Here is a 10175-nt window from a genome sequence, read left to right as displayed (position 1 = left end):
GCGGCAGGCTTTTCGATTCTGTCGATTTTTATGTTGAGGAGAATCTCAATGAGATGCCTGCAGACTTCCGGATTGTCCTCAAGGACTTTGCAGAAGATGAAGTTGTCGGCGAGTGTGAGTCGCTCCCATTTTTGGGCTGGTGTAAGTTCATGTCTTTGCATTTTTCCTTCCTGTTTTTGTTGAAGCTTTCTATGATAACTATTTATTGCCGAAAAAATGCAAAAACTGCACGGTTTTGAAGAGATGTTTTATTGTAAGAGAGAGTTGTGGGGCTTTTTATGTTTACTGATGAATAAAATCAATATTTTTCAAGAATTTCTTTTATGTCATTCTTTAAGTTTATGTAACGGCTTTGATAATACTCGTTTTCTCCGTTGCACAAGTATTCAACTGTTGTCCCTAACGCTGAGGCGATTTTAAATGCGTCCGATGCCCTTGGTTCTGTTCCTGTTTTTCTCATGCTGGAAACAGTTGTCTCTGAAACTCCCATTTTTTTTGCAATCCATCGGTAGGAAGTATTTTGCGCCAGCCGCAAGGTTTCAACATTGTCCCAAAATGCCATGCTTCAATTATAAGCAGAATTTTACTACTTGAATCCGTAGTTTTTGCTTGAAAACTATTTACTTTCGTAGTAATATGTTTTTTAACTACGAAAATAAGTAGTTTAGCTTTTTGTCTGCGTAATTTTTGAAAATTCTTAGGCAGGCTGTTTTTAAGGAAGTGGAATTTGACGCGCTGTGCAGTTCTTGTTGGAGTTTCAGAAAAATCGGGCTACATTCAAAAGTCGCTCGCTGATTTCTATAGGTTTCTCTTGAGCCAAAAAGGAGGCTCTTGGACGGAATCTGAAATAATGATTATTCCAGAAGGAATTGACCTTGCTTCCTTGAAATTTTTTTTGCGCCGTGCCTTAGACAGTAAGTTGAAAAGTCTTGTTTTTTATTTCTGCGGAAACAAAGATGACGTTCGCACTGAAAACGGATTTACTTTTTGTGGAACTGAAATAAGGTTGCAATATATAGAAGAAAATGCGCTTCATACGGCAGTTTTTTTTGATTCATGTGAAAGTTTTGTTTCGGAGGAATATAAAGACTCCGCGCGGGAAGATTTGTTTGTGAGGGATTCCGCCGGTGAAAACAATTTTGCCCGTCAGGTTGCAGCCAGCAGTTTTTTAAGTGAAAATACGCTTAAAAAAATAAATGGCACAGCATTTTTCTCTGGATGCAAAATCGGTGAGAAGCCCTTGCTTTTGGAGGACGGAAACGGTTTTTACACGGCTTCGTTTATCAAGTCGTTACAAAAAGGGGATGCGCCGTTTGGTGTTTTTGCGGCAGATAGATGCGCAAAGTTTGAATGTGAGCTTGCAAGACAGAATGCTTACGCGGAATTTTCTGTGCCATGAGCCTTTATTGCATATCGGTAAAGACCGGACTGGAAGAAAAATTTAAGGAAAGTATTCTTCCTCTGGTTTCCGGAGATGAATGTGCTTTTCAGGGATTGGTTCATATTCTGCGCAAGCGGATGAGGCTTAAAAACGGAAAGGAATATTTTGATGCTTTTTTTTCTGGATACGTTTTTCTTGAAACGGAAGAATGTGAAGCATCAAAGCTTTATGTTCTTTCTAGGGGAAAATATTTTTTACGTTTTTTACCCTCAAATAGTTCTGTCAGCCCTCTTGTAAAGGGCGACTTGGAAATTGTGAGCTCTATTCTGAGGTTTGGAAGCACTGTGGGAATTGTTCCTGTCAAGTTTGATGCTGGCGACAAGGTTATTATAACGGATGGTCCGTTCAAGGATTTTTCCGGAAATGTGATAGCCGTGAACCGCCGCAACAAGCGATTAAACATACAGATTGATTTTATGAACGGCGTGCGTGTTGTGGGGCTTTGCTACGAGGAAGTTCAAAAGCAGCCTTCAAAATAAATGCAGAAGCTTGTTCTGCATAGTTAAAGACAGCCTTTTTTAGAAGCGAATCTTGGTTCAAGAGCGCAGTTCGGATGGCGACCATGTTTTTTTTAGGCAATGGAAGTTTTTTTTCATTGCCAATGGAGAAGGTGTCTTTAAAATAAAAATTATTGATATTTGCAAAAAAAAAATCATCAAAAAATTTGTCTTTCTAAATAGTTTTTATTATCTTTTAAAGTATAAAGTGGATTTGTTTCCATAAATATAAAGTTTCTGGAGGAAAGCAAATTGATTTATTAATGTTCCCTGGGCGCCACAGGAAAAACGGCAACGGTCGTAGAGAAAAAAATGTAAGAATCTTTACATTAACTTTCTTTCCGTTAAGACATATAGAGCAAGGCGGCTATAAAACTTCATTTTATTTATAGTAAGATCTTGGATCACAAACCCTCAAACGGTTATATAAGTTTAACAGGCGTTTGAAAATGGGTTTTACAAACTAAGCATATTTTAGTAAATGCTAATACGAGGAGTAAGAAATGAATATTAATACTCTTTCAAAAATTGAAGCAGATTATAAGTCTGGGCATCTTCCTGTTGCTCTTTATTCAAACAACATGGTAAAAGACAAGAACAGCAAGTCAAAGTTCTATGCCATGACAATAACTCGCGGTGTATGCACTGATGAAGATATAGCGAATGACATTGTTGTCGCTGGATTGAATGCAGGCTTTTCAAAAGAACAGATTCTGTCAATTATGATGCTTATACGGAACGCAAAATTGTCGCGTCTTGCGGAAGGCTTTGTTGTTGATGATGGAATCAACAAGTTCCGTCTTAAACTGAACGGCTCTTTTGAGTCTGACACAGAGGATTTTTCACCAGAAAAACATTCAATTGGAATTTCTTCGCATCCAACTGCAGCTGCGATGAAAGTCTTTGAAGAAATCAAGCCTGTAATCAGAATAGGTAACTCAAAAAAGCCAGTGATCACAGAAGTATATGATGCAAAATCAAAGGCGGACTCTGTTCTTACAAGAGGCGGTTACCTTGAAATAAAGGGATCAACCATCCGTATTTTGGGAGATTGCGAGGAAGTTGGCCTTTACTTTGTGAATACTGAAGATAGCTCAAAGACTGTAAAACTTTCTGCCAGTGAGCTTGGAAGAAATACTTCGACTGCTATTGCGTGTGTTGTTCCTACTGATTTGGAAAGCGGAGAATACAGCATAAAAATAGTGACACAGTTTATGGGCGGCAAAGTTTGCAGAAAAGAGCCTCTTGAATTTACTTATGGAAACTTTATAGTTTCGTAATTTTTTTAATAGTTATTGCCGTGGGAAGTTAAAATTTTCCACGGTAATTTTTAGCTGCCCATACTGCAAATGTAAAATGCTTTTGCGGTATGGCTTTTCATTTTGTGTCTTTCGCTGGCTTTTTTTGCCAGATTTTTTTGGTTTTTAGACCGTTGTAAAACAAATTAGTGTCCAGTATTTGCTTTTGTATAATCCAGTATGAAACGTTGTAAAGGCTAGTATGAGGCTTTGTAACGTCCAGTGTGAAATGATGTAGTGGACGTTGTGAAAGGTTAAAATAGGCGTTGTTTTATAAAATAAAAGTTGCACATTATAATGCATTTTTCATTTGACAAAAGTTTTGAAAATTCATATATCTATTTCAAATGACAAAGGATTTGACAACAGGAAGCCCTATGCGGCTGATTTTAGGATTTTCGGTTCCAGTTTTCTTTGGATATTTGTTCCAGCAGTTCTACAATCTTGCGGACACGGTGATTGTAGGCAAATTCCTTGGTGTTTCCGCGCTGGCTTCGGTTGGCTCTACGGGGGCGGTCTGCTTTCTGATTATCGGAGGCTGCATGGGAATCTGCAACGGCTTTGCTATTCCAGTTTCGCAGAAATTCGGGGCAAAGGACTATGATTCCATGCGCAAGTTTATTGCAGGGGGAGTCAAGCTTACTGCTGCAATTGCCGTTCTTGTTACGACTGTTACGGTTGTTTTCTGCAAGCCTCTTCTTGTTCTTATGAAAACCCCAGCGGACATCTTTGACGGCTCTTACGGCTATCTTGTTATAATCCTTGCAGGAATTCCTGCTTCGCTCGCTTACAATCTTCTTGCGGCTGTAATCCGCTCCCTTGGGGACAGCAAGACTCCTCTTATTTTTCTTGTTGTTTCTTCTGTGCTGAACATTGCCCTGGACTTGTTTTTTATCCTTGCGATGAATTCCGGAGTGGAAGGAGCTGCTCTTGCGACTGTTATTTCCCAGGCGGTCTCAAGTGTTGCATGCTTTTTTTATATTCTTAAAAATTATCCGATTCTTCATCTTTCCAAGGAAGACTGGAAGATAAACGGCCATCACGTGTATGTTCTTCTTTCCATGGGGCTTCCTATGGGATTGCAGTATTCTATTACCGCAATTGGAAGTGTTGTCCTTCAGACCGCCGTAAACAGCCTTGGCTCTGTGGCGGTTGCTTCTGTAGCGGCGGCAAGCAAGATTGCGATGTTCTTTTGCTGTCCGTTCGATGCCATGGGAACAACTATGGCGACTTATGGCGGACAAAACACCGGCGCGCACAAGTTTTCTCGTCTTAATCCCGGAATATTCAGCTGCTCGTTTCTCGGGCTTGTCTATGCGCTTCTTGCATTTTGCGTTATGCTTGTTTTCGGGCGGAATTTGGGGCTTCTGTTCATTGATTCAGGCAATGAGGAAATCCTTGGCAATATCTACAAATTCCTTGTGATTAACAGCGCGTTTTACTTTCCTCTTGCCCTTGTGAATATTGTGCGCTTTATGATTCAGGGAATGGGATTCAGCCAGCTTGCGGTTTTCGCAGGTCTTTTTGAGCTTGCCGGGCGTGGTGTGTTCGGGCTTGTTTTTGTGCCTGTGTTTGGCTACACTGCCGCCTGCTTTGCTTCTCCTGCCGCTTGGATTCTTGCAGACAGTTTTCTTATTCCTGCCTACTTTATCTGCAAAAAACGCCTTGAACGCTAGTTTTTCCAAGAGGTTGCCGGACTGCATTCGGCAATGACAGTTGCTTTCTGGAAATTGAAATATTCCTGAAGAATATGACGAATTCTTCGGGAATATTTAATTTTCCTGTAATTTTATTCATTTTCTTTTGGAATATGTATAAATATTGAAGAATACTGTATATTCTTCTGGAATATCGATTTTTTCTGAGGAATATACAATATTCTTGATAAATTTGCATAAAAATTGAAGAATAAATGATATTCCTGGCGAATATGCAATATTCCAGAGTTTTTATTCATTTTCTTGCATAAAATTCTTTTTTTCTGCATAAAATCATCATTTTCTTTTATTTTTCCTTTCATTCTTTTGTATTTTAGTGTCATTATCGGGCTTGACCTGGTAATCTTGTGTCAAAAGAGATTGCCCGATCAAGTCAGGCAATGACAGGTAGCAAAGTACGACAATATCAAGTAGCAATGCCTCTTTCTTAAAAATACCTAAACTCAAGCCTAAAAAAGCCGATGAATAATTGAGAGTGCTGTTTGCGGCTTTTCAGTTAGAAAAAAGAGGTTTTCTTATGAGATTCAAGAGGCTGGCTCTGCTGTTCATCGTTGTTTGTGCGGCGTTCTGCGCGAATGCGGTATCTGTCGCTTTTCAGATTGTCCAGCACGGGGATTCGGAAATTAGAAGTTCTTCCTACGTTATTGAGGAAGGCTTGTTTGACTTTTTCTTTGGAAAGGGAATCATAATTTCAAATTCTCCAGCCATCGCTTCTGACAACGTGGAAAATGACGCTTCTTTTTTTGAAAAGTCCAGGCAGGAGGCTTGGGAAGGCGGCGTTGATTATTTTGTGGAGCTTACAGCTGATTTCAGCTCTTCATCTTCAACGAATCCCGACGCTGACCTTCTTGCGAATCTCTCAAGCCTATCGTACAAAGTTCTGAATGTTGGCTCGGGAGCGGTTCTTGGAGGCGGAAAGAAAATTCCTCCTGCTTCAAGCCAGTTCAAGGACAAGCGCAAGGGACTTTCTGATTTTGCTTTTGGAATAGCAGACGATATATATAAAATCATCCGTAGGTAGGGGACGTATGAAAAAGTTTTTATCTGGAATTTTATTTTTGTTGATTTCCGTTTTCATTTTTGCTGAATCAAGCGCGTCGATTGAAGGCGTTATTGAAGTTGCCGGCAAGGATGATCTTCCGGCCGGATATTTCGGAAAAGCTGCCGGTTATCTTCCGGGAGACAGTGTTTCAATTACAAATCCGAACACTGGAATTACTTTGCAGATTCTGAACCTTGGCACTTTGGACGCTTCAGGCGGAATTGCCATCCTTATTTCGGAAGAGTCTGCGAAAAGCCTTGGAATAGAGAGGAATTCAGGCGTAAAGGTAAAGCTTGCCCCACGCTCAGGATATTTTGACGAGACAGTTTCAGGAAGCGCGGTTCTTGATGAAAAAACTTTACCTGCTGAAAAAGAAGAAACTGCGGAAACTCCATCGGAGCCTGCTGTTCAAGCCGAATCGGAAGTTGCTAATCAGCCTGCTGAAAATGCTGCTGTTGCCGCGGAACTTGCTCCTGTTGCGGTTGCCGGTGTTCCTTTGATTGCGGATGCGGAAGACAACGTTGAAGAAGAAAAGGCTGAGGTTTCGGCTGTAGAAGATGAACTTCCTGCGGATGAGGCTGAAACTCCGTCTGAAGAAACTGATTCTGAAAATGAAGCTGATTTTTCAGATGTGGAAAAACTTGCTGCAGAGCCAGTTGAAGAAGCCGCCGCGGACGAAGAGCCTTCAGTTGAGTCAGTTGAAGAAGAAACAGAGCCTGTAGTTGTTGAAGCTCCGGCTCCAATAGAAGAATGCGAAGTTCCAGAAGAAGCTCCTGCTGATGAAGTGCCGGAAGAGCCTTACGAAGACTATGAAAGCGTGGAAGACGGATTCCTTGAGTCAAAAGAAGCTGTTGAGCAGCCGTCCCCAGCGGAAGAAAGCGAGGAAGAAGCTGTAACAGTTGAAGAGCCTTCCCCAATCGAAGAAGAAGCAGAAGATTCGCCAGAAGAAGAAAATGCAGAGCCTGTGATTGTTGAAGAGCCTCAGCCAGAGGAAGAGGCGGAAGCTCCTGCGGAAGATGAAATTGAAGAAGAAGCCATAACTGTAGAAGAGCCTTCTCCAATTGAAGATGATTCTGCTACGGAAGAAAAACAAGCGGAAGAAGTTTCAGAGCCAGATGAGGTTGTGGAAGAACCTGCTGCAGAGCCTGAAGCTCAAGGCGAACCAGAGATTCACTCTAGCGATGAAGATGAAAGCAGTGATTATGCTCCGATTATTCTTGTTCCTTCCGAGCCGGAATCTCCAGAGCCATCTGCAACTGCTTCTGCAGAAGATGAGCCGATTGAAATTGTTCCGGTTGAATCTGTTCCAGAGGAAAAAAAGAGTGAGCCAGAACCTTTGCATTCTGAATATCCTGTAAATATCCAGAATCACGTGGTTTCTTCTGAAAGCGCTCTTGCAAGCAACTGCTACTATGTCCAGATTGCGACAATGGGAAATATTAAGAATATTGAGAATCTTCTTGTTAAGTATTCAAAATATCCTATTTCACTTATTCCTGCCGGAAAAAATTACCGTGTTCTTGTCGGACCTCTTTCTGTAGATGAATACGGCGCGGTTCTTGCAAAGTTCAAGGATGCAGGATTTAAGGATGCATTTGTAAGAAAAAGATAATTTGTTTTGCAAATAAAATGAAGGCGGAAGTCCCGTTTGTGGATTTTCCGCTTTTTTTTGTTTAAATAAAAAAAAATGTTTGCTTTCTGTAAAAAGGTGGTATATAATTAAATCAACTCGTGTTGATAACTTGTATAAAACTGGAGGATGTATGAAGATTTTTAGAAAATGCGTTGGAACGGCTATTGCTTGTGTTTCAGTTCTTTCGCTTGCGGCTTGTGGAATTTCTACAAAAAAACTAGGTTCGGCAAATATAACAGTTCTTCCTGTTGAAAATATTGCTGATGATTTTATTATGGGAGTTGATGTTTCGTCCATGATTTCCGTGGAAAATGCCGGCGGTGTTTTTTATGATGCGAACGGAAAGAAGGCTGATTTGCTTGAGCTTTTGAAAATGGGCGGCGCGAATTGCGTTAGAATCCGTGTGTGGAATGATCCTTTTGATGCGAACGGAAACGGCTACGGCGGCGGAAACAACGATATTGAAACTGCTGTAAAAATCGGAAAAAGAGCCACTGATGCGGGGCTTGGTGTTTTGATTGATTTTCATTACTCGGATTTCTGGGCTGACCCGAACAAGCAGTCTGTTCCAAAAGCATGGAAAAACATGGCATTCGATGAAAAGGAAGAAGCATTGTCAAAATATACAACTGAAAGCTTGGAAAAACTTAAATCTGCCGGCGTAAAAGTAACAATGGTTCAAGTTGGAAACGAAATCAACAATGGAATGTGCGGCGAAATGTATGATGACAAAGTTTTGGGCTTGGTCGGAGCTGGATGCAAGGCTGTAAGAAACTTTGACAAAAACATTCAGATTGTCGTTCATTACACGGATCCGCTTTCTGAAGGATATTTGGAAAAAAGGGCAGGGCTTCTTGAAAAGTTCAATGTTGACTACGATATTTTTGCAACTTCATATTATCCTTTTTGGCACGGAGAAGCCGGAAAACTTTCTGTCACTTTGAAAAAACTTTCGAATATTTATAACAAGAAAGTCATGGTTGCAGAAACTTCATATCCGTTTACAAATGATGACGGAGACGGATTCGGAAATGTTGTGTCTGGAATGTCTTCTGAGCAGGAATTTGACTATCCATTCTCTGTTGAAGGCCAGGCGGTCGCAGTCAGGGATGTAATTGCGGCTGTTGCTTCTGTAAAAAAAGGCGTTGGCGTTTTCTATTGGGAGCCTGCATGGATTCCTGTTTGCCATTATAAGCCGGAATCTTCAGATGCCCAGTCTGTTCTTGAAGGAAATTTTAAGGCATGGGAAAAATACGGCTGCGGCTGGGCTTCTTCTTATGCTGCTGAATACGACAAGGAAGTTCGCTCTGCAAGAAACGGCGGAACTTGGGATAATCAGGCTTTCTTTGACTTTGACGGAAAATGCCTTGATTCAATCAATGTGTTCAAATATGCGCGCACAGGTTCAAAAGGCAAGCTAAATGTAATCCGCGTGGAAAATCCTCGTGTTGAATTCGCCTACGGAAAGCAGGAAGCATTGCCGCAGACTGTAAAAGTTGTTTACAATGACGGTTCTGTAAAAGACGAGCCTGTTGAATGGGATTCAGCTGCCGCAAAAGCAGTAACTGGAAAACCTGACTTTGGAGAATATAAAATTCCTGGCAAACTTAAAAAAGGCGGAAATGCTGAATGCACTGTAAATGTTACTGCAAGCAATTTCCTTGTAAACGGCAGCTTTGAAAGCGGCGACCTTACTGGCTGGACTGTTGAAAATCCTCTCGGAAAAGGAACTCCAAAAGTTGACAAAAACAACCAGAATGCAAAAGAGGGCGTCTGCTACTTTACCGCATGGGAAAAAGACAATTTTGAATTCACAGTTTCCCAGACTGTAAAAGAATTTTCAACTGGAAAATACAAGTGCTTTGCGCATTTTGAAGGAACTGGAATAAAAAATCCTAGCGGAACAGTTTTCAAGGCTGTTGTCCAGAAAAAAGACGGAAGCAAAACTGAATTTACTTGCGATGTTACAATTCCAAATACTTGGAAAAAATTCTTTAAGGCTGAACTTCCTGTAATTGAACTTGACGATTCAACAGAATCAATAACTGTAAGCGCGCTAATAAAATCTGAATTTGATGCTGCATCAGGTGCTAACGGAGCTTGGCTTGTAATGGACGACGTTAACTTGCTCCTTGTTGAATAATAAAAAAAGCCTTGCTATAATCAGACCATGCTTGGATTTATTACACTTTTGATTTGCCTTGGAGAAGTTGTTTTTCCTACGTTTATGCTTTGTCTTGTTTATCCTTTCAGTAGGAAAGCAGCTCTCTTTTGGTCTGATTACATAACTTGCCGGTGCGCAAGAGTTGTTTTTGCAATTTTAAAATTGTATAGAAAATTTCAATTTCTTGGCGACAAGGAAAATTTAAAGCTGCTTCCAGAGCAGTTTGTTGTGATTTCCAACCACCAAAGCCTTTTTGACATTGTTGTTTATCTAAAGTACTTCGGCGGAAAAAAAGCGCGGTTTGTCGCAAAAGACACTCTTGGCTCTGTTCCAATGGTGGGAAAAATGCTGAAGACACAAGGACACTGCATGATTCCTCGCC

10 protein-coding genes are annotated in these 10175 nt (G+C 40.8%); 8 read left to right on the top strand and 2 right to left on the bottom strand.

Annotated elements, in window-relative coordinates; genetic code table 11:
- Positions 1 to 298: 298 nt before the first annotated feature.
- Positions 299 to 562 carry a helix-turn-helix domain-containing protein gene (locus B4C08_RS08235; RefSeq protein ID WP_296664343.1) on the bottom strand — a complete coding sequence of 88 codons (264 nt, stop codon included), beginning with the start codon at positions 560 to 562 and terminating at the stop codon, positions 299 to 301.
- 165 nt (positions 563 to 727) lie between these two features.
- Between B4C08_RS08235 and B4C08_RS08230 the strand changes: the two genes are divergently transcribed.
- The 4 genes from B4C08_RS08230 to B4C08_RS08215 all read left to right on the top strand — a co-directional run bounded on the left by B4C08_RS08230 (position 728) and on the right by B4C08_RS08215 (position 4912).
- Positions 728 to 1399 carry a hypothetical protein gene (locus B4C08_RS08230; RefSeq protein ID WP_296664342.1) on the top strand — a complete coding sequence of 224 codons (672 nt, stop codon included), beginning with the start codon at positions 728 to 730 and terminating at the stop codon, positions 1397 to 1399.
- On the top strand, positions 1396 to 1920 hold the full coding sequence (gene nusG / locus B4C08_RS08225) for a transcription termination/antitermination protein NusG (RefSeq protein ID WP_296664341.1): 525 nt from the start codon (positions 1396 to 1398) through the stop codon (positions 1918 to 1920). Before B4C08_RS08230 ends, nusG begins: the two co-directional genes overlap by 4 nt.
- Positions 1921 to 2441: 521 nt before the next feature.
- A complete protein-coding gene (locus B4C08_RS08220) occupies positions 2442 to 3218 on the top strand; it encodes a DUF4469 domain-containing protein (RefSeq protein WP_296664340.1) in 777 nt (258 codons plus the stop codon).
- A gap of 365 nt (positions 3219 to 3583) precedes the next feature.
- Positions 3584 to 4912 carry an MATE family efflux transporter gene (locus B4C08_RS08215; protein WP_296664339.1) on the top strand — a complete coding sequence of 443 codons (1329 nt, stop codon included), beginning with the start codon at positions 3584 to 3586 and terminating at the stop codon, positions 4910 to 4912.
- Positions 4913 to 5025: 113 nt separating this feature from the next.
- Here B4C08_RS08215 and B4C08_RS08210 read toward each other — a convergent pair whose 3' ends face one another.
- A complete protein-coding gene (locus B4C08_RS08210) occupies positions 5026 to 5256 on the bottom strand; it encodes a hypothetical protein (protein WP_296664338.1) in 231 nt (76 codons plus the stop codon).
- 215 nt (positions 5257 to 5471) lie between these two features.
- Between B4C08_RS08210 and B4C08_RS08205 the strand changes: the two genes are divergently transcribed.
- The 4 genes from B4C08_RS08205 to B4C08_RS08190 form a co-directional block, all read left to right on the top strand.
- Positions 5472 to 5975: a hypothetical protein gene (locus B4C08_RS08205; RefSeq protein ID WP_296664337.1), complete on the top strand. Its 504-nt coding sequence runs from the start codon at positions 5472 to 5474 to the stop codon at positions 5973 to 5975.
- A 7-nt stretch (positions 5976 to 5982) separates the two neighbouring features.
- Positions 5983 to 7608: an SPOR domain-containing protein gene (locus tag B4C08_RS08200; RefSeq protein WP_296664336.1), complete on the top strand. Its 1626-nt coding sequence runs from the start codon at positions 5983 to 5985 to the stop codon at positions 7606 to 7608.
- 151 nt (positions 7609 to 7759) lie between these two features.
- Positions 7760 to 9772, top strand: a complete 2013-nt coding sequence (locus B4C08_RS08195) for a glycosyl hydrolase 53 family protein (protein WP_296664335.1) — start codon at positions 7760 to 7762, stop codon at positions 9770 to 9772.
- A gap of 27 nt (positions 9773 to 9799) precedes the next feature.
- The coding region (locus B4C08_RS08190; RefSeq protein WP_296664334.1) for a 1-acyl-sn-glycerol-3-phosphate acyltransferase at positions 9800 to 10175 on the top strand (376 nt) is incomplete at its 3' end.

Origin of the sequence: Treponema sp. UBA753 (genome assembly GCF_002297325.1) — a bacterium.
Taxonomy (GTDB): Bacteria; Spirochaetota; Spirochaetia; order Treponematales; family Treponemataceae; genus Treponema_D.
This window is presented reverse-complemented; position numbering and strand designations above follow the sequence as displayed.